General features: G+C 39.3%; 15 protein-coding genes and 1 pseudogene. 5 read left to right on the forward strand and 11 right to left on the reverse strand.

Annotation, left to right across the window (positions count from 1 at the left end):
* Nucleotides 1-53: 53 nt before the first annotated feature.
* The 5 genes and pseudogenes from LW728_RS15400 to LW728_RS15420 all read right to left on the reverse strand — a co-directional run bounded on the left by LW728_RS15400 (nucleotide 54) and on the right by LW728_RS15420 (nucleotide 2,530).
* Nucleotides 54-323, reverse strand: coding sequence for a hypothetical protein (locus LW728_RS15400; protein ID WP_287767198.1), 270 nt, complete (start codon nucleotides 321-323; stop codon nucleotides 54-56).
* Nucleotides 320-610 (reverse strand): type II toxin-antitoxin system TacA family antitoxin, encoded by a 291-nt coding sequence (locus tag LW728_RS15405; protein ID WP_002778803.1) that lies wholly within the window; start codon nucleotides 608-610, stop codon nucleotides 320-322. Before LW728_RS15405 ends, LW728_RS15400 begins: the two co-directional genes overlap by 4 nt.
* Before the next feature lie 264 nt (nucleotides 611-874).
* Complete coding sequence (locus tag LW728_RS15410; RefSeq protein WP_002799473.1) at nucleotides 875-1,147, reverse strand: hypothetical protein; 273 nt, start codon at nucleotides 1,145-1,147, stop codon at nucleotides 875-877.
* Nucleotides 1,125-1,412 (reverse strand): annotated as a pseudogene (locus LW728_RS15415) (BrnT family toxin). The gene LW728_RS15410 and the pseudogene LW728_RS15415 overlap by 23 nt, the downstream one beginning before the upstream one ends.
* Nucleotides 1,413-1,681: 269 nt before the next feature.
* On the reverse strand, nucleotides 1,682-2,530 hold the full coding sequence (locus LW728_RS15420) for a hypothetical protein (RefSeq protein WP_002778807.1): 849 nt from the start codon (nucleotides 2,528-2,530) through the stop codon (nucleotides 1,682-1,684).
* Nucleotides 2,531-2,950: 420 nt separating this feature from the next.
* Between LW728_RS15420 and LW728_RS15425 the strand changes: the two genes are divergently transcribed.
* Complete coding sequence (locus LW728_RS15425) at nucleotides 2,951-3,277, forward strand: DUF4258 domain-containing protein (RefSeq protein ID WP_287767193.1); 327 nt, start codon at nucleotides 2,951-2,953, stop codon at nucleotides 3,275-3,277.
* Complete coding sequence (locus tag LW728_RS15430; RefSeq protein WP_002757627.1) at nucleotides 3,274-3,489, forward strand: hypothetical protein; 216 nt, start codon at nucleotides 3,274-3,276, stop codon at nucleotides 3,487-3,489. The genes LW728_RS15425 and LW728_RS15430 overlap by 4 nt, the downstream gene beginning before the upstream one ends.
* Before the next feature lie 88 nt (nucleotides 3,490-3,577).
* Here the strand turns inward: LW728_RS15430 and LW728_RS15435 are convergent, their stop codons facing one another.
* Complete coding sequence (locus LW728_RS15435) at nucleotides 3,578-3,832, reverse strand: BrnA antitoxin family protein (protein ID WP_002738362.1); 255 nt, start codon at nucleotides 3,830-3,832, stop codon at nucleotides 3,578-3,580.
* Nucleotides 3,816-4,088 (reverse strand): BrnT family toxin, encoded by a 273-nt coding sequence (locus LW728_RS15440; protein ID WP_016516511.1) that lies wholly within the window; start codon nucleotides 4,086-4,088, stop codon nucleotides 3,816-3,818. Before LW728_RS15440 ends, LW728_RS15435 begins: the two co-directional genes overlap by 17 nt.
* 294 nt (nucleotides 4,089-4,382) lie before the next feature.
* Between LW728_RS15440 and LW728_RS15445 the strand changes: the two genes are divergently transcribed.
* The 3 genes from LW728_RS15445 to LW728_RS15455 all read left to right on the forward strand — a co-directional run bounded on the left by LW728_RS15445 (nucleotide 4,383) and on the right by LW728_RS15455 (nucleotide 12,379).
* Nucleotides 4,383-5,468 carry an amidohydrolase family protein gene (locus LW728_RS15445; RefSeq protein WP_190380074.1) on the forward strand — a complete coding sequence of 362 codons (1,086 nt, stop codon included), beginning with the start codon at nucleotides 4,383-4,385 and terminating at the stop codon, nucleotides 5,466-5,468.
* A 52-nt stretch (nucleotides 5,469-5,520) separates the two neighbouring features.
* Nucleotides 5,521-6,498, forward strand: a complete 978-nt coding sequence (locus LW728_RS15450; protein ID WP_287767194.1) for a hypothetical protein — start codon at nucleotides 5,521-5,523, stop codon at nucleotides 6,496-6,498.
* A gap of 91 nt (nucleotides 6,499-6,589) precedes the next feature.
* Nucleotides 6,590-12,379 (forward strand): AAA family ATPase, encoded by a 5,790-nt coding sequence (locus tag LW728_RS15455; protein ID WP_287767195.1) that lies wholly within the window; start codon nucleotides 6,590-6,592, stop codon nucleotides 12,377-12,379.
* Between the two features lie 21 nt (nucleotides 12,380-12,400).
* Here the strand turns inward: LW728_RS15455 and LW728_RS15460 are convergent, their stop codons facing one another.
* From LW728_RS15460 to LW728_RS15475, 4 genes are all read right to left on the reverse strand, one after another.
* Entirely contained in the window at nucleotides 12,401-13,738 is a 1,338-nt protein-coding gene (locus tag LW728_RS15460) for an AAA-like domain-containing protein (RefSeq protein ID WP_287709718.1), read from the reverse strand.
* Nucleotides 13,739-14,184: 446 nt separating this feature from the next.
* Nucleotides 14,185-15,396: a glycosyltransferase gene (locus LW728_RS15465; RefSeq protein ID WP_287709717.1), complete on the reverse strand. Its 1,212-nt coding sequence runs from the start codon at nucleotides 15,394-15,396 to the stop codon at nucleotides 14,185-14,187.
* 73 nt (nucleotides 15,397-15,469) lie between these two features.
* Nucleotides 15,470-18,136, reverse strand: a complete 2,667-nt coding sequence (locus tag LW728_RS15470; protein ID WP_287767197.1) for a methyl-accepting chemotaxis protein — start codon at nucleotides 18,134-18,136, stop codon at nucleotides 15,470-15,472.
* A gap of 93 nt (nucleotides 18,137-18,229) precedes the next feature.
* Entirely contained in the window at nucleotides 18,230-18,760 is a 531-nt protein-coding gene (locus LW728_RS15475; RefSeq protein WP_004267920.1) for a chemotaxis protein CheW, read from the reverse strand.
* Between the last annotated feature and the right edge of the window lie 170 nt (nucleotides 18,761-18,930).

Consider the following 18,930-nt stretch of genomic DNA (forward strand, 5'->3'; position numbering starts at 1 on the left):
TCCAATAAACGCTTGGGGAGAGAATACCTCTACTTTTTCAGAAGCAATTCTGTCTAAGCAAGTAATCTCTGTGAACCAAGAATCCCCGTCTCTTTAGAGCGGGGAGTGTCAACATTAGCTGATTGTATACTAATCGCCCCGGAAGCAAGGGCGTAATACCCAACTACCCTATTGTCAACGCAGGTAACAAAAGTTCTAGTTGCACCACTGGCTTGATTAGCATAAGCTCGACGCTTCAACCAATCATCAAGAGAAGTAATTCCGCAGGAAAAATCAGTGATTGAGTGATAACTAGCCAGAGGTTCAGGTGGTGTCAAATTCATTCCTTCTCCCAAGGTGCGAGCGTCTGCATGGTTTTGCGTAAACGTTCATTAGGTTGAGGTGGTGCATCTAGAAGTGCGATAAATTCTGCATAAGCCTCTGGACTAGCCCAAAAAATAGTACGTTCGAGCAAAGTTTCCTCCGCAGCATTCCGCGCGGCTTCCAAAATAAAATCAGTTCTATTCTTACCTTGCACTTTGGCTGCCATATCGATCAAATTGCGTTCTTCTGGCTTAATTCGCAAATTTAGGGTATTACGCGGAGTCTTACTTTTTGTTTTACTACTCATAAGATGGGTGTGTAATTCCAAACTTAATTATTTTAACATAATGTAGTGACAACGACATTACACTATGTACGATACGATACCCGGATTTTTCAGAGAGATGAGCATCATTTGATGAAAGTCTAGGCTTCAAACCTTTCCATTATAACTGATAGGTAAAAGCTGCATCACCGCAGTAACACACCTTAAATAGTCTTGGGTTTCGTTGTTTCAAACTAATCGAGAAGAAGGGGCGTGCTGCTATGCAGTGCCGTAGGCATCGCACTATTATTGAGGAATTAATTTAATTAAACTTCTTAAAGTAGCATTAACGGATTCCGAATTAGGAAAATACTTTTTAACATCAGGATCAAGAATAATTACATCATTTTGCGCTGGAAAATGTTCAACCGTTTTTGTTCCATCTTCATGATGAATAGTAACGCTATGACCTTCCCGATACTGTTGGTAATATTTTCCGCGAACAGGATTTTTAAGTTGACTTAAATCATATTCTTCTCGCAAGTCATCTTCTAATTCATCTTGGATTTTCTCGTTCATAATATCTCCTTTCTTTGGGTGTAACTAATCTTGCACTAATTAAACGAATTTTATGATCACGATCCGTATAAGAAACAAATAGAAATTTACCTTGATCTGATCAACCTATTATAAGATAGCGATTCTCTCCTGTAGAATGGTCAGGATCATCGAAATTTACAGCTAAGGGATCATCAAATACGGTGGATGCTTCTTCAAAAGAAATGTTACGTTTTCTTTGATTTATTTTTGCTTTCTGTTTATCCCCTTCAAATGCTAGTTCCAAATCATTGCCACTTTGCCAACTGAAATATCCCCCATTTATAGCATATCCTGATGGCGGAATAACAATTTTTCCTCTGCGATCGCGTCTTGCCAAAGTTTGACCAATAGAGAGATCTATAAGCGATCGCCGCTGATAGTAAAAGGTGTGTCACCGCAGTAACACACCTTTATTAGTGTTGGGTTTTGTTGTTTCAACCTAATCTAGAAGAAGGGGCGATCGCAGTGAGAAAAAAGACGATCGCACTAAATTTTAGCTATTGAGGGTAATGTTTAAATTTTCGCCTCACAGTCCTCTTGCGATGAGCTAGATGACAAAACGGGATTGCTAAGGCTGAGTTTGACTGAATCAATCAAATCAGCATGAGCCTTTGATAGGTAATGCTCAATCTGAATCAAGCTATCGATGGAATTACTGGCAGCTAACATTGCGGTTGAGGATTTGGGTTTTCCTGGAGTTACAATCCATGTTCCAGAGGAGGTATATGTTACAGTGGTCTGATTGAGTATATCAAACGAAGATGGAACTGAGATTTCCGCAGCACTTCTAGATACAGTAGTAAAGTCGGCCAAAGAATTTGAGTCGTAGTTTCCAATGGTCACATAGAATGATAATTTTGGGGTTAAGGTTCTTTGTTGGTTAGGATCAGGAGACCAAGTCATACCCATAAAACCTTGTGATGTTCGAATCCCAAAGGTCATGTTAGAATACCATGCGAGGGCTTCGTTCTTTTCTTTTTCAAATGGACTGGACGCCATCTGAATTGACTGTGAGGGACCTGACGTGCCATATCTCGTCATTGTTGGTCCCGCATTAGGAGGCACACTAGCGTAGAAAGTTTCCCACTGATCTCCTAAATTAGCATTATTCGTGACACTGGATTGGACCAGAATGTTCGGAGCAACAGCATTATTACTTGCTCCTGCTGCTACTATATACTGCACGGGTATAGTAAATGAATTTATCCCAGGTTGCCGAGAAGCAATTTGCAGGTTGGTGTTGGAGTTAGCAAAAACTTTAGGATCGCTGGCAAGTTCTTGTGGACGCTCTAAAAAACACCAAAAAATTTGTGTACTTGAGGATTCGTTGACGATATAGATAGTATATTGATCAGCAGCCATTGTTGATTCTCCTTCTGAATTTTTCGAGTTAGCCATAGTGCCTTAAGCAAAATGCCTTGTCTTTTGGCTCAAAAGTGATTTGTTTAATCACCTTTGATACCAGAATAAGTTTTATTTTGAGTAATGGCAATCTCTAAAGTTAATACTTTTCTAATAGGTTTTTTTGAGTAGAATATTAACTTTCATATTAGATTTATATTAGATTTATATTAGATTCAAAGGGTCACTTTATGGTATGACTCCCTAATTCCTTAAGTAGAACAAATGAATTAATCATTCGGCTAAAATTCTCAAAACCCTTTTACCCTCTGACTTGTAGCGGTTTCAGGGGATGAAAAGAAGGCAGCAAAAAAGCGATCGCAATTCTTGAAAACAGACAGCGATCGCCTTCTTCCTTGAATAAAGAGATGCTATGATTAGATGATGAGTATAACCTTCCAATTAGTTCTGGCTTTACTTTCCCGTGGGCAAGTCAAAATATCAGCCCATGGCTACGATGAACTAGCAAATGACGGTATTCTGGTAAGGGATGTGATAACAGGTATTAGAGAAGCTGTCATTCTCGAAGATTACCCGGAATATCCTCAAGGGCGTTGTGTGCTAGTCTTACAGAAAGATAGTCAGGGTAAACCCGTTCATGTGGTTTGGGGTATAGCCAAGAATACCGAATCGCCTGCTGTTCTAGTCACTGCCTATAGATCTGATCCAGCACGTTGGTCAAGTGATTTTACAAGGAGAAAACCATGACAAAAAAGCCTCACATTAAACTTATCCACATTGGAGAGTACATGGCTGAAGTGGAAGTAGAACTGATTGAGACTCCCGAAGGATGGTCGCCCTATTTATCATTAGAAGACGCTCAAAAATTAGATGATGTCCGAGAAGCCCTTCGTCAAGGTGATCTACAAAAAGCTTCCAATTTAGCACATCTTTACAAAATTACCCCTCTTACCGTTTAACTAAACTTTGACAAGAAAAAATTAAAAAGCGATCGCAATCCTTGAAAACAGACAGCGATCGGCTAACTTGTAACTATCATAAGCAACATTATTGGAGGGCTGATAATTCTTCCCGAAGAATACGACGTAAATCGGACTGAGTGAGCGATCGCTCAGAAGGAGATTGGATATATTGTTTTAAAGCCTCATTAATTAGGGTTTGATAACCCATTCCTGCGGTTTCAGCCTGTTCTCGAAAATAAGCTAGAATCTCATCATCTAGATAAATGGTAATGCGTGTTTTTCCCTGAGAGGAAATGAGCGCCCCTCGTTTTCCTTTAGAAAAATCATATTCCTTTCTCATAAGTTTTTCTCTCTTGTTTTGTAGCACGACGAGCGGAAATCAAGGGAATGACTTCACCCCGCAAAGTATAAATAACCACTAATAGTGATCCCATGTTTCCCATCCCCACTGCAATAAAACGTTCTTCTGTTATACAATCGGGATCAAGATCATGAATAGCGAGGGGATCAAAAAACACCATTTCAGCTTCTGCAAAGGAAACACCGTGCTTTTGCCAGTTGGTTTTTGCTTTTCTGGGATCATATTCAAATGTTATACATACATTATATGTATCTTAGAAGGTTGAGTCAAGCTCAAAACCCCTTCAGAGTATCACACGTATCGCCTTACCTTCCCACTTAGAGGGGTATTCAGGGGGAATGACAACTGTGCCATGATGAAGAATCATTTTAAATTCAATCGCTTCCATTCGTTAAGTTTAATAAAGTGTTGTATCAAGTTTAACCCAATCAATCCATGGAGTTTTAGGGGATGAAAAAAAAGCCTAAAAAAAGGGACCGCTTTTTCCCAATCAAATATAATTTAGGTAGAAAATTGCCGAAAAATCGCTATGCTCAACGGGTACAAAATTATTGATGCTGATTCCCATGTCATTGAACCCCCCGCAATGTGGGGACAATACCTAGAACCTAAATTTAGGGAATTTGCCCCTTCTGCTGACATGAAAATCAAAGGAGAACCGATTAGTCAAAAAATCTCCCCACAAGTCCAAGCAGAAGGGAATAAGCAGATGATGCAAGCTCATCCCCATGCTTATCTCAACCGCTATAACCCAGAGTCCCATGTTCAATCTATGACACAAATGGGCATAGATGTAGCTTTTATTTATCCTAATTACGGACTGTGGTTATTTGCCATTGATAGCCTACCTGCTGAAGTGATGGGGGCTTTTGTCCGTGCTTACAATACATGGTTATATGAAGAATTTTGTAGCTATGACCCCGCTAGACTGAAAGGAGTCGCTGCAGTCAATCAACACGATCCCGAAGATATGGTCAAAGAGCTACACCGTATGGCGAACTTGGGCTGGAAGGCGGTTTTTTTGCGCCCTAATCCCGTTAAAGGCAGAATTTTGAGCGATCCAGCCTATGAACCCTTTTGGGCGGCCTGCGAGGATTTGGACATGGCTGTAGGAATTCATGAGGGACATTGGAGTCGTTTACCCACCACCGGTGCCGATCGATTTAACACCCGTTTTGCCCTTCATGCTTGTTCTCACCCCATGGAGCAGATGATGGCACTGTTAGCGTTAATAGAAGGGGGAGTGTTAGAACGTCATCCTCAGCTAAGAATCGGATTTTTAGAGTCGGGCTGCGGTTGGCTACCCTATTGGTTATGGAGACTTGACGAAGAGTATCAAGTTACACCTTGGGAGGTCAAAGATCGGGTAAGATTAATGCCATCAGAGTATTTTCGCCGTCAATGCTTTATTGCCGTTGAACCCTCTGAACCTTATCTGTCCCGGCTTATAGACTACATTGGCAGTGACAATATTATCTTTGGCTCAGATTATCCACACATGGATCATAAGCCCGATATTGTTAGTCAAGTGCTTAAGCTTGAGAAAGATTTAGCTAAGGAAACAGTAGAGAAGATACTTGCGGACAATCCTACCCGTTTTTATGGCTCAGTCTGAGTTTTTACAGTAGAATCAAATTTATTAACCAACTTCCTGGAGGAATTCACCAATGGCACAGGTCTTTACTCGCAGTTATGTTCAAAATTTACAATCAAATTTGTCTATAAAGATTGGACAAGGACCAAAATCGATCGATGGCAATCAATACAATGATTACTATTTTCAGCTACTTATTTTTGAAAATGAAGACCACCCTAAATTAGTCTATGGAACTAAGGAAGCTTTACAAACAAAATATAATTTAGATTCCTCAAGTTTTCCTAGCTCAGGAGCTAAGGTTGACCCAAGATTTTGCCCATCACAACCTAAGGATGATCCTTTAGCTCAAGCAGAATTGAGTACCGTTTATTTCTTATTACAAACACGAAAGCTATCTCAGATGATTGCTTACACATGGCTTGAGCCGGAAAAGATACCAGATGAAATGAAAGCAAAAGTGAATTTGGTTAGAAAAATTTTGAGATTTCCTCACCAAAAAGTGTGTACTTATTGGCTTGATCAAGAAGGTGAAGAACGTATAAGTGAGATCGATTTATCCAGAAAACTATTAGTAGATAGTAAAACCCACACCAAAAAATATAGTTGGTTGATTCAACCAGACAATATAAATTATGACTTTATTGCTTTGGCTCTTTTGCTGTGTGGGCAAGCTTTCTATAAAGATAAAGTTAACTTTTATTATCCCGATAAACATGAATATTTCGCCCAGATTTGGGAGCCAATTGGCAGTATCTATCAGCTAATCTTTGAATACGGCCTTGATGTTACTTGGGAGCTTTTTCATGGTGTTATGACAGAACTTGTTCATACAGGGAAAGATTTTCCAGCTGGTAAAATAACAGTCCCTTATCCACCCAGACCCAGTGAATTCAATGTTAGCCAATCTGACATTCAAACTTGGGCAAAGGCAAAAGAGCATGATGGTCCCTATCCATTTTATCCTAGCGAACATAGTGAAGACTGGAAGAATCACCAATTGAAGCACGTTTATCCACCTTCACCTTATATTCCCCTGAGTTGTTTGTAATTATCTTCAATTTTAATTATGAAAATTGGTCAGAGAATCAAGAGATGACGCAAATTGATCAGCTTGATTTTCTGACTGAACTGATAAGCCAATGGAAAAAAAATATCAAATCAGCGAAAAACTCTACGAAAGTGCTAACTCCTTAGTTTATCGAGGTTTTCGTCATGCCAATAATCAGGCAGTTATCCTTAAAATTCTCAAAGAAAATTACCCAACGCCATCAGAACTCACTCGCTATCAACAAGAATACCAGATCACTCGCTCTTTTAATGTTGATAATATTATTAAAGCTTATGAGTTACAGCGATATGAAAACAGTTTAGTTATGGTTTTAGAAGACTTTGGTGGTCAATCTTTAAAATCATTACTAGAGCAAAGTCAATTCAACCTAGAAGAATTTTTGAAAATTGCCATTAAGATTGCTGAAGCTTTAGCTGTTATTCATAAAGCCAATATTATTCACAAAGACATTAACCCTTCTAATATTGTCTATAACCCCAAAACCGAAGAACTTAAAGTTATTGATTTTGGTATTTCTAGCCAGTTAGCTCAAGAATTTATCAGCGTTATCTCTCCCCATCAATTAGAAGGAACGTTAGCTTATATTGCACCTGAACAAACAGGAAGAATGAATCGTGGACTTGACTATCGTAGTGATTTTTATGCCCTTGGAGTCACTTTTTATGAACTTTTAACCAACAGACTTCCTTTTGAAACTACAGACCCAATGGAGTTAGTTCATTGTCATATTGCTCAAGACCCTTTACCCCTACACGAACTGATTCCAGACCTTTCCTTGGCTGTGTCTAATATTATCAAAAAACTATTAGCAAAAACCCCAGAAGAAAGATATCAGAGTGCTTGGGGAATTAAAAATGATTTAGAAATTTGTCTCAATCAACTCAAAAGAGGGGAACAGATTCAGCTATTTTCTTTAGGAAGTCGGGAGCTTCCAGAAAAATTTCAGATTCCGCAAAAACTCTATGGTCGAGAATTAGAAGTTGAAAAACTCCTAAACATTTTTGAAAAAATCAATCAAGGCTCATCTGAATTGATCCTGATTTCGGGTTATTCTGGGATTGGTAAAACAGCTTTAGTCAATGAAATTTACAAACCAATTACACGCCAACGAGGACGAGTTATTAAGGGCAAATTTGACCAACTACAACGATATATTCCCTATTCAGCAATTACTAAAGCTTTTCAAGATTTAGTAAAACAGTTGTTAAGTGAACCAGAAAGACATCTTGAAACCTATAAAGACAAGATTCTAGAAACTTTAGGAAATAATGGTCAAATTATTGTTGAGGTTATCCCTGAACTCGAAAAAATTATTGGTAAGCAACCTCCTGTAGAACCACTGGGTAAAACGGAAAGTCAAAATCGCTTTAACTTATTTTTTAAGCGTTTTCTCACGATTTTTTGTCAACCAGAACATCCCTTAGTGATTTTTATTGATGATTTACAGTGGGCAGATTTATCTTCTCTAAATTTAATTGAGCAATTAATTTTAGAGCCAGATATTAACTATTTTCTCCTAATTGGTGCTTATCGAGATAATGAAGTGGAAACAACTCATCCACTAATGCACACTTTAGGCAAAATTAATCAAGCCCAAAAAACAATTAATACGCTCTCTCTTTCACCTTTAAAAAGCAGAGAGATTAATCAATTAATTGCCGATACTCTAAATTGTTCTAGAGAATTAGCTAAACCCTTAGGGGAATTACTCAGCAGAAAAACCGAGGGTAATCCTTTTTTCTTAACCCAATTGTTTTATTCTCTCTACGATAGAAAATTCCTGTTTATTAGGGAAAATTTAGATTTAAAGAAAGCGAAGTACACAAAACAAGTTTATTGGCAATGGAATATACAACAAATTGAAAGTTTATCTATTACTGATAATGTAGTTGATTTAATGGTGAATAAAATTAAAAAATTATCTCAAAATACGCAACAGGTTCTCAAGTTAGCAGCTTGTATTGGCAATCAATTTAATTTAGAAATCCTTAGGATTATTAATAATAAATCTGAAACTATTACCGCTCAAGAACTACAGTTAGCTCTAGATGAAGGCTTGGTGATTCCCCTAGACAAAAATTATAAAATTCCTCTATTATGGAATGGAGAAGATTTGTCAAATAACAAGCTACAAGATGCTTTTAACTATTCTGCTGATATTTATTATCGATTTTTACATGACCGAGTACAACAAGCAGCTTATTCTCTTATTTCTGAAGAAGAAAAAGAATGTTTTCATCAGCAAATAGGACGTATTTTATTAGAAAAATATCAAGCAGAGCATCAATTAGAAGATAAAATATTTGATACTGTTAATCAACTTAATCAGGGAGCAATATTAATTACCGATCAGTTAGAAAAAAATCAACTGGCTAAGTTAAATCTAAAAGCAGGAAAAAAGGCAAAAGCATCAACAGCTTATGATTCGGCTTTAAGATATTTAGAAAAAGGATTGGAATTGTTGACATTAAATAGCTGGAAAACTGATTATCAATTAACTCTAGAACTTTATGTTGAAACCTTAGAATCTCTTTACTTAAATACTAAATTTTCTCAAATTGAAAAAATATCTGACACTATCTTAAAAGAAGCTAGAGACATATTTGATAAACTCAAGGTATATGAAATACAAATCATCTACTACTTTACAATTTTTCAACCTCAAAAAGCGATAGATATTGCCCTCAATGTTTTACCAGAACTAGGTATCAAAATTTCTCTTCAAGAAAATGAAATCAAAAAAAGAATTAGTAATCGCCAGAGATACATAAAGTTGCTTTTAAAAAATAAATCGATTGAAGACTTGGCCGATAATTTGATAATGACTGACAATAAAAAACTAGCAGCTATTAAAATAATACTGCAAATTCGCTCTGCTTCAAATACAACTAATTTTCTTCTATTTACGGAATTAGTATTAACTTTAACTTATCTCTGTATCAAATACGGCAATCCTCCACAAGCTTCTACGATTTATGCTTTTTATGGAATGCTCATGTCGGGAATGACAGCAGAAATTGATTATGGTTATAAGTTTGGAAAACTAGCAATTAACTTATTAGAAAAAGATGATAATCAAAAATTTCAAGCCGAAATATTTTTTTTATATTATGCTTATATATGGTGTTGGAAAAATCCACTAAATGAGCAAGTCATTCAAGAAAAATTACTTTATGGCTTGCAACAAGGACTTAATACAGGACACAATGAATATGTTGGGTTTCTCGCACAGGCCTATTGCGCTATCAAGTTTTTAGGAGGATGCCAGTTAGAAGAAGTAGAACGAGATTGTGAAAAATACATTCATTTTGTGGAAAAACTTAATCAAGAGTATTCTCATAAATTCTTAGTTATTTTGACAAATACTGCTAAAAATGTACGAGATATTAATCACCATCAAGATTTTTTATTGCTAGGAACTTCCCAAGAGGAAGAAGATAAACATCTCCAAGAATATCTTGACCAAAATAATCAATGGTTACTATTTATTTATTATTTCGGAAGAATGATTGATTATTATATTTTTAATGATTTTGTTGCCTCCTTAGAAAACAGTCAACATACAGAAAAATATGTAGCGGTAACAAGCGGTGCAGCCCTATTTAAAGCACAACATAATTTCTATTCATCGTTGAGTTTTCTAGCTTATTATCATGACACAGAGCAAAATGATCAAAGAAAATTACTACAACAAGTAGATAACAATCAGCAGAAGATGGCAATATGGTCTAGTCATTGTCCAGCAAATTTTCAACATAAATATGATCTAGTTGAAGCAGAAAAAGCGAGAGTCTTAGGTCAAAACTGGGAAGCTCAAGAATTTTATGAAAAAGCCATTCAAGGAGCAAAAAAATATGAATTTATCCATGAAGAGGCTTTAGCCTATGAACGTGCCTCTGAATTTTATTTTACTTTAGGTAGAGAAGAAATCGCTAAACTATATCTCAGAAATGCTTATCATTGTTACATTCGTTGGGGTGCAAAGGCCAAAGTTAAACAATTAGAAGAAGAATACCCTCAATATTTATTAGGCATCAGCAATCAAAACAGATCTAAAGGACTGAGTACCACCATTTCAACTACTGGTAATGATGGAGCAGTTCTGGATTTAACCACTATTCTCAAAGCTTCGCAAGCGATTTCTGGAGAAATTAAACTGGAAAATCTCCTAACAAATTTAATGAAAATTGTCATTGAAAATGCAGGAGCGCAGAAAGGTTATTTGATTTTAGAACAGCAAGGAAATTGGGTCATTGAAGCTCAAGGAACAATTGCTCAAGAAACGGTTAATATACTACAATCAATTCCCATAGAATCTATCGACCATGATAACTCAATTCCCATTTTACCCACTAGCATTATTAATTATGTCGCTCGGACAAAAGAAACTATCGTTTTAAATGATGCCACATCTGAAGGTCAATTTACCAATGATTATTATATTGTGGCTAAAGAAACTAAATCCATTCTTTGTACTCCTTTACTCAATCAAGGTCAATTAAAAGGAATTGTTTATTTAGAAAATAATTTAACCACAGGCGCATTTACCTCAGAAAGAGTTGAACTGTTAAATATTTTAGTGGCTCAAGCTGCTATCTCTATTGATAACTCAAGACTCTATCAAACCTTAGAACAAAGAGTAGAAGAACGGACAAAAGAACTCACAAATACTTTAGAGGTACTGAAAGCAACTCAAGCAGAACTTATCTTTGAAAATGACCTGCTTAAAACTGCTGAACAACCTTCCAAATTTGTCTATCAAGTGGGGGGCAGTTTACCGATTGATGCACCGAATTATGTGGTTCGACAAGCTGATCGCAATCTTTATAAAGCTCTCAAACAAGGTCTATTTTGCTATGTTTTAAATGCACGTCAAATGGGAAAATCTAGCTTAATGGTACGGATGATGGGTCAATTACAAAAGGAGGGAATTAGATGTGCAGTAATTGACTTAACTCGGCTAGGAACAGACAATATTACCCCCGAACAATGGTATAAAGGATTAGCCGTTGATCTGCTCCGCAGTTTTGGATTAATCAAAGAATTGAAAACTTTTAAAGCTTGGTGGAGTGAACAATTAGACCTGCCTCCTGTACAACGATTAGGACAATTTATAGAAAATTTTCTTCTAGTTAATGACGATTTTAATCAGCGGCAATCTGGAAAATCGACTGTTATATTTATTGATGAAATTGATAGCATTTTAGGGTTAAAATTTGATGTCTCTGACTTTTTTGCTTTAATTCGTTCTTTTTATAATCAGAGAGCGATTCAACCTCAATTTCAAGAGCTAACTTTTGCCTTTTTTGGTGCTACCACACCTTCAGCTTTAATTACTGACCCCCAGAAAACACCTTTTAATATTGGTAACGCTATTGAATTAGCAAGTTTTAAAGAACACGAAGCTCAACCTTTATTATATGGGTTAACAGAAAAAGTCAGTAATCTTCAGACCATGCTCAAACAAGTCTTAAGCTGGACGGGAGGGCAACCTTTCTTAACTCAAAAACTCTGTCAACTGATGCGGGATAGTGAGCAACCAATCCCCTCTAATCAAGAAGAACAATGGTTGGCCAACTTAGTAGCAGAAAAAATTATTCAAGATTGGGAGATGCAGGATCAACCCGAACATTTAAAAACCATTCAAGATCGCCTTCTTCAAAGTCCAAACCGACCCCAGTTATTAACCTTGTATCGACAAATCCTCCATCAAGAACCAATACAGATTGATAACAATCCCTATTTACCTGAGTTATTTTTATCTGGATTAGTGGTAAAGCGTCACGGGAAAATGGACGTTCATAATCGGATTTATCAGACGATATTTAATAATGATTGGCTTGAGCGATCACTGTCTTAATACCATGGTTCAAAAATTTATTTATACTGAACCAGTATATTGACTTATAAAGTACTTTTGATACAACTGACAACTGACAATTGCTTTATTTTCTCTGAGTTTAATTAAACCCATACTATTAAGTTTGTAAGCAATAATTGGATCGACTATCATTGGTTGATTACCTTGACAAATATGTTGAAAAACATCGGCAAGTTCGGGTTGTTTTTGTAAACTGACCCAGTGCAGCTGTAAATGAGAGGAATAAATACCCGTTGATGTAGTTGCTGATTTGATTAAATCTGGCATCGTGATTTGCTCTTGGCTAAGATGATAAATCGCTAAATGAATCAAGGCAGGATGTCCCCCCACTAAGTCGATCAACTGTTGAATTTCGTTGTTTGCTAATTCATTTAATTGATATTTTTTTGCCAATTCTGCCACTTGTTCTTGACCAAAACCCTGTAACTCTATGGGTAATCCCACATTAAAAGGAGACTGTTCTAATCGCAGAGAAACATAAGATTCTGTGGATTGAACAATAATTAAACGTAATTTCTGCCACAGGGGAGATCGCTTAGATTCTTCATAACAAGCTCTGATTAAAGGTAAAAAATCTTCTGCTACTTTCGGATGTTCAAAGACTCGATGCACTTCGTCTAAAGCCAATACCAGTGGCTGTTTTATCTCTCGTAAAATATACTCTTCAAAATAAATTGTCCAACTCATTTTAATTCCTATATCTTCATCCCAATAATCATCTAATTTGGCTTCTAAATTCAACTGCCGAGCGCAATTACGGCAAATCCAGCGTAATAACTTGTTAAAATCTGCTATAATGTTTTGGTCTGCTTTTTGTAAATCTAAACTAACAATTTGATAACCGAATTGCTGTTGACAAGCCTCTAAAATTGTTAATAATAAAGACGTTTTCCCCCATTTTTTGGGAGCTTTAATGCGTACTAACGCCCCAGATTGGCCGATTTCCTCGATAACTTTTGCTTCAAGTTTTGTTTGTTTTAGATAATAATAAGAATTATAGGGAACAGGAGCATCGGGGTATTCTGGCCGCTCATTCTGAGGATATTCATTACCGCAATACTGAGGTGATTTAGAGTTGGTAAAATGAGATTGTAGTCTAGATAAAAAATTTTTCTTATTGATCGGTTCTCCGATCAGTTGCGAGACTCTATCATAGAGTCCTGGGGCAACTACATTGGCAAGATAGCCGCTACTATAACCGTTTTCTTGGGCAATTTCTTGATAGTTCTTTTTCTGCCAAAGTCCTCGCAATAATAATTGTTCTGTGTCATTAAGAGAGCGATTCTCAAGCTTGAGCAGTTGCCGATTAAGAATCTCTTGGATTTCCTCGAATTTCATTATTTTTCTCTAAGGTAAGAAGATTTGAGGGAATAGATTATTTGATTTTCCAGTTCCGTTGCAGCCAGAAACCCTGAATCTTGACATAACAGCACCGATTCAAAATAGAATTGGTATATTTGACAAACAAGCTGACGAGAACCAGTAACCGACAAAATTGTGCGATGGCAGCCCTGAGAGGGATTAGTTTCCCCCCTTGCTAGGAAATTATAGCATTTCTTGTCAAGGTCAATTACACGGCAGCAATTATCTCTTGATCATTTCTATCAAAACCCCTAAGTCTTCCGCGTCTAACCCCTCGATAATCCTATTAAGAATTAATTCGGAAAAATCCTCACAGGAGTTGACTAGACAGGGTTTTAGCAATCAGATGTACTGCATTTCAACTGCCTATTGAGAATTTTAGTACAGTGGCGGCTCCCAATCTTCGCGACAACGGTGAACAGTTACTGTTCATCCCTCAATACACTTGCTCCCAGAGCTTCTAGGGTTTCTTGCAGCATTTCAGCGCGAGATACATTACCCTGATCTTTCAATAATTGTAGGCCTTTTTGCCAAATCTCGATCGCCTCATTATAACTACCGAAAACTATATAAGCCACCCCTAGATTTTGGTAAATATCGGGATTATCGGGGTTTAACTTGAGAGCTTTTTTATAAGCTTTAATCGATTCTGGTAGCCGGTGCAGTTGTTTGAGAACCAGTCCTAAATTATAGTAACCATCGGCATAACTAGGATCAATCTCTACGGTTTTCTCAAAGATAGATAAGGAAGCTTCGTAGTTTTCTGCTTCGTATAATAACCCACCTAAATTATTATAAGCCCCCAGTTTTAATTTATCTAAAATTGGCTGCTTAATCGCTTTAATAAAATGATCGGCTGATTGCTTAAATTCCTCCACTGAATAATAATAATTAGCGAGATGATAATATAACTCGTATAAAATATGTGGATTAGAGCCATGGCATTTTAAACCGTGTTTGAGCAGCTTAAAACCCTCTTTATCCCTGCCAATCTTTAGATATAAACCTCCCAATTTACTACACACATAGGGATCGTGGGGATGTTGCTGATAAAAGCCATCCATGGCTTTTCTTGCCCGTTCAAACTTATCTAAGCTGGCTATTTTATCGACGGTGTAACCGTAGTGAAAGATAGCAATTTCTGGCAGTTCAACTATTTTCCAATCAGGCTCTTTTTTTAATAAAATGGCCACATTATCATCAATAATTGAGTGATAGGGTCGGGTAAAAGTGACCTGAGGATGTCGGCGAAATAGCCGCGCAATTAGAGAATAGGGTGATTGTATGGCTCCGATTTCATGGCGGATTAAATTAATGACTAAATTTTCCTCTTTTTCCATAGCCCGACGCATTTTCGGTACGATAGCGGGATTTAATTCCTCATCGGCATCAAGAACTAAAATCCAATCACCAGTAACATATTTTAAAGCCTCATTTCTAGCATCGGAAAAATTATCCCGCCAATCGTAGCTAGGAACTATGGCACCGTAACTTTTAGCAATAGCAATCGTATCATCGGTCGAACCCGTATCCATAACGATCATCTCATCCACCACCCCTTTAACGCTGTCCAAACAGCGCCGGAGATTTTCGGCTTCATTTTTGACAATCATGCAGAGACTAAGTTTAGGCATAACTTTACTCACTCTAGCGGTCAATCTTGAGGGATAGCGGCTAATCAATAACCCACCGATTACCGCTCACCCATTATCGATCATCTTCCGAGTCTACCTTAAACCGTTCTACCGAAGAAAGCAGCCCTCGGGAGATACTAACCAATTTTTGCAAGGAAACCGCCACCCGTTGGGATTCTTGGGAAGTTTCCTGAGCGGTTAACTCCACCGACTCCATAACTTGGGCGACATTGAGAGAATTTTCCCGTTGTTTGACCGTATCGGCGGTAATCGAGCGCACCAGCGTATCGATGCGGTTAGAAACTTGGATAATATCTTCTAGGGACTTCTTGGCCTGTTCCGAGCGCTCGGTGACATCGATAACCTGTTGAATCCCTTCCTCCATCGCCGTCATTACCGAACCCGTTTCTGATTGAATCTGTACAACGATCTGTTCAATTTCCTTAAGAGATTTAGCAGCTCTATCGGCCAACTGACGCACCTCATCGGCCACAACCGCAAAACCGCGGCCCGCCTCTCCCGCTCGCGCCGCTTGAATCGAGGCATTAAGAGCCAATAAATTAGTCCGCGAGGCAATCTGAGAGACTACTGCGACAATTTTCGAGATTTCCTGGGAAGCTTCCGCCAAACGCTTGACTTTTCGCGCCGTTTCTGATACAGTGTCGCGGATTTGCAGAATTCCCGCCACGGTTCTTTCCACGGAATCACCCCCCTTCAGGGCGGTAATCGAGGAAGTGCGGGCAACTTCTTCGGCTTCTCTGGCGTTTTCTGCCACCCGTTGAATTGAGTCGGTCATCATCTGTACCGAATTAAGGGTGACGGCCAATTCCTCCGCCATCCGCAGGGCATCGCTAGACTGATTGCGGGCGAAAGATTCACTATTGGTACTGGATTGATTCACCTGTTTTGCCGCTTTTTTCACCTGTCGGACAATTTCGCGCAGGTTTTGGATAGTCAAATTAAAAGCATCGGCCACCGCCCCTAAAAGATCGGCGCTCACCTCCGCTTCCACGGTCAGATCCCCCCTAGCCGCTCCTTCCACATCATCGAGAAGTTGAATCACTTGCCGTTGTAGGTCTTCCTGTCCCCTTTCCGTTTCGGCGGCGCGGCGTTGGGCCTCCGTGGTGGTAGTTACCACCACCTGGGCCATCTGATTGAAACGATTGGCCAATTGACCGAATTCATCTTCCGAGTAGATCGTCGCTTTAGCGTTAAAATTACCTTCCGAGAGATGAGCGAATTGGCTTTGCAGATCGTTGAGACTCCGCTTAATCTGACTAATGAGCAACTGTAAACCTAGCCAAGTTAGGGCAAAAGCTCCCAGTCCAGTTAATAACATCTCGGTTAGTACCGGTTGACTGAAAGGGGAAAGGCTGGCTGGGGCTGGTTTCGGGGCAACTTTTTCGGTTTTTTCCTTGCTATTCGGGCCCGGTTTGGCAGCCGATAGAGAAAATAGCCAAGAGGTGGTACTAACGGCAAAAATTAAGATTACAGGGGTAATACCCGCTAAAGCCGCTAGGATTAGTTGTTTTTTGCCTAAAGAAGCATTGACAAAAAAGGCTAATTTGCCCGGATTGACTTCCACCACTGGCTTGAGCAGGCGCTCGGAAACAGGGCCAAGATGACTATCTTTTTTGTCATCGGGGATTTTTAGACGAGAAGGATTAAAACTAGGCTCTCCCACAGCAGAACTGGCATTAAGGCGCGCACTGGGTTCGGGGACAAAACCAGCAGTTACAGTTTCCTCTCCCGAACGGGTAAATAGCTCCGATTCCCCCAGTTCTTCGGCTATATCCGTCAGATCCAGTTGGGAAAAACCGCCTAAATCCTCATCCTCATTATTGAGTTTTGGTTGCCTAAAATCTCCGGTTTCTTCCTCCTCGTAGCTTTTTTGAGTGACTATGCCCTGATTAAGGTCAGTTTTCGCCGCTTGTCGGTCGGTTGGGTCCGTATCAGTGACAAAAGTGCTTGTTTCTGGGGTATCGGGATAGGATAACCCCTGATCTCTCCCAGTGAAGGGATTTTCCCACCAGTCAGAGGAAGCCGTAAAAGTGGTTTCTCTCGTTGACCCTAACCCACCGCCCCACCCTTCCTGCAGCGTGTCAATCTCCTCTGCTTCTAAAAAGGGGAAAGGGGGTTCTCCATCCGGAGAATCGCCGGACAAATGGGAACCGTGAGAGCCTGAATCGGCCGGGATAAGGGAACTAAAGGCGGTTTCCTCCGATTCCCCAAAATCATCTCCATAGGAATCGACTGTACCCGCCGTAGGCTCCCCGATATCCTCGTCATTGAAAAGACCACTATCCCAGTCGATTGCATCATTTTGCCCGGGATCAGCCGCTTGCGACCGCCCAGACAAAGAATTGCTGAAACCTTGACTGGGATCGAAAGCTGCCTCGCTGTAGGCAATGCTTTCCGCAGCAGCGATCATAAAATCTCCATCCTCGGCTTCAAAACGCAATTGCTGAATCTGATCGAGACCCCGTCGAGCATAATCTACCAGATCAAAGAAATTGGGAGAATTTTTAGCCAATTCCAGCACTTTTTCGTAACGTTCCTCGGCCAAGCTGTATTGTTGTAGTCCTAAATAAATGTGTCCCTGTAAAAGCAGGACGTTGGGATCATCGGGATACTTGCCGATCATGTCTTTGACAATGACGGCGGCATCCTCAAGGTTGCCCTGGCAATAGGCGGTGTTAGCCTTTCCATAGAGTTTCGCATATTCTTTCCCTGACGGCATTTGCCCCTCCCCTAGTAAAGATAAAGTGATCAAGTAGTTAGTAGTTTCAAGAAATAATTGCTATAAATGCTATTCTGCTATTTTTTTGAGGTTTTAAGCCGCCCAACGGGCAGAACGGAGTATGGCCAGATGATCGAGTAGTCTTAAGGTTTTTTTTGATTCTTGGCCCAGAATCCACTCTCCCTGCACATAGGGGGCGATCTGATCGGGAATACTGACGGCACTACCTAGTTTATCTGGGTCGAGCCATTCCATATCTCCCAAACGTTGCACCGCTAAACCGAGGATCTTTTCCTGTTCTTCGATCACAATTACGGGAATTTCGGATCGATCGGTATTTAAGCGGCTATTATCCCCCAAAAATTGACCGAGATCCGCCACCCAGATCACTTGACCCCGGAGATTGATCGCACCGAGGAGCAAGGGTGAAGCATTGGGAATTGGGGTAATGCGATCGAGTGGTTGCTGTATTACCTCGCAAATGCCCACAGCACTAAGGGCAAACTCGTCCTGAGAGGGTAGATAAAATCGTAAGTGCAGTTCACCGACGGGAGTTTGTAATTCCTGAGTGTCGGGGGCGATATTTTGAGCGTCACCAGCAAAGAAATCGGCGTCGTTAAGCATTTGTTTGGTTCTCTTGCAACTAATAGTTCGTTGACGCTCCCCGCTCTAAAGAGACGGGGATTCTTCGTTCATTGAGTCTCCGTTAGCAAGCAGGATTTCTCCAACCAACCAAGAGGGAATCTCTCCCGAAGCGTTTAAAGTTTGCGTGCGCCCCACGCTACTTAATCCCT

This window comes from Microcystis sp. 49638_E5, from assembly GCF_021300285.1.
Lineage (GTDB): Bacteria > Cyanobacteriota > Cyanobacteriia > Cyanobacteriales > Microcystaceae > Microcystis > Microcystis aeruginosa_C.

Coding starts and splice junctions, on each gene's coding strand:
- LW728_RS15410 (WP_002799473.1), bottom strand. CDS start 1,147: ATGAACGAGAAAATCCAAGATGAATTAGAAGATGACTTGCGAGAAGAA.
- LW728_RS15465 (WP_287709717.1), bottom strand. CDS start 15,396: ATGCCTAAACTTAGTCTCTGCATGATTGTCAAAAATGAAGCCGAAAAT.
- LW728_RS15435 (WP_002738362.1), bottom strand. CDS start 3,832: ATGAGAAAGGAATATGATTTTTCTAAAGGAAAACGAGGGGCGCTCATT.
- LW728_RS15400 (WP_287767198.1), bottom strand. CDS start 323: ATGAATTTGACACCACCTGAACCTCTGGCTAGTTATCACTCAATCACT.
- LW728_RS15445 (WP_190380074.1), top strand. CDS start 4,383: ATGCTCAACGGGTACAAAATTATTGATGCTGATTCCCATGTCATTGAA.
- LW728_RS15455 (WP_287767195.1), top strand. CDS start 6,590: ATGGAAAAAAAATATCAAATCAGCGAAAAACTCTACGAAAGTGCTAAC.
- LW728_RS15405 (WP_002778803.1), bottom strand. CDS start 610: ATGAGTAGTAAAACAAAAAGTAAGACTCCGCGTAATACCCTAAATTTG.
- LW728_RS15450 (WP_287767194.1), top strand. CDS start 5,521: ATGGCACAGGTCTTTACTCGCAGTTATGTTCAAAATTTACAATCAAAT.
- LW728_RS15475 (WP_004267920.1), bottom strand. CDS start 18,760: ATGCTTAACGACGCCGATTTCTTTGCTGGTGACGCTCAAAATATCGCC.
- LW728_RS15420 (WP_002778807.1), bottom strand. CDS start 2,530: ATGGCTGCTGATCAATATACTATCTATATCGTCAACGAATCCTCAAGT.
- LW728_RS15430 (WP_002757627.1), top strand. CDS start 3,274: ATGACAAAAAAGCCTCACATTAAACTTATCCACATTGGAGAGTACATG.
- LW728_RS15470 (WP_287767197.1), bottom strand. CDS start 18,136: ATGCCGTCAGGGAAAGAATATGCGAAACTCTATGGAAAGGCTAACACC.
- LW728_RS15460 (WP_287709718.1), bottom strand. CDS start 13,738: ATGAAATTCGAGGAAATCCAAGAGATTCTTAATCGGCAACTGCTCAAG.
- LW728_RS15425 (WP_287767193.1), top strand. CDS start 2,951: ATGATGAGTATAACCTTCCAATTAGTTCTGGCTTTACTTTCCCGTGGG.